Annotated in this window: 1 protein-coding gene; it reads right to left on the minus strand. The window is 63.5% G+C overall.

Translation table 11 applies throughout. The features are described 5' to 3' along the window. On the minus strand, positions 1–477 hold a 477-nt coding region (locus AB2U09_RS00060), incomplete at both ends, for a DUF7845 domain-containing protein (protein ID WP_459190649.1).

A 477-nucleotide genomic window follows, 5' to 3' on the forward strand; every position in this document is an offset into this window, starting at 1 on the left:
CTTCCCGACTGAGTGCTCGCGATACAGGTGGTTCAACTGCGTCGGATCGAGCGCGACCGCGTGGCGCTTCCCAAAGGCATCCTGGTTGTCCCATTTCAGTTCGCCGCGGCCCTCACGCTGCCGCTCGAACTGCGAGAGCCGGTCGAAGATGCCGCCGGAAGCGATCACCTGCTCGTTGACGATGTCGCGCTGACAGCGAACGTAGATCCCCATGCCGAGCGTTCGGCTCCAGGGATGGATCGCGTCGCGATCGAAGTACTGTGAGTTGACGCCGATCTCGCCGGCGAGGGCCTGCAGGATATCGACGATCTTGTCGGGCTCGACGTTCGACGCCTTAACCTCAACTCGGACGCCCTCGGGCAGGGTCTCCGGGAGCGACTGGATCCGTTCGCCGGTCTCGGCGTGAGTTGCGTTCGGCAGCGACGGTCGGAACTGGAAGTTGATCCGGCGGTTTCGCTTCGGATCGCTGGTGTCGTA

The organism is Halosimplex yunnanense (assembly GCF_054504345.1).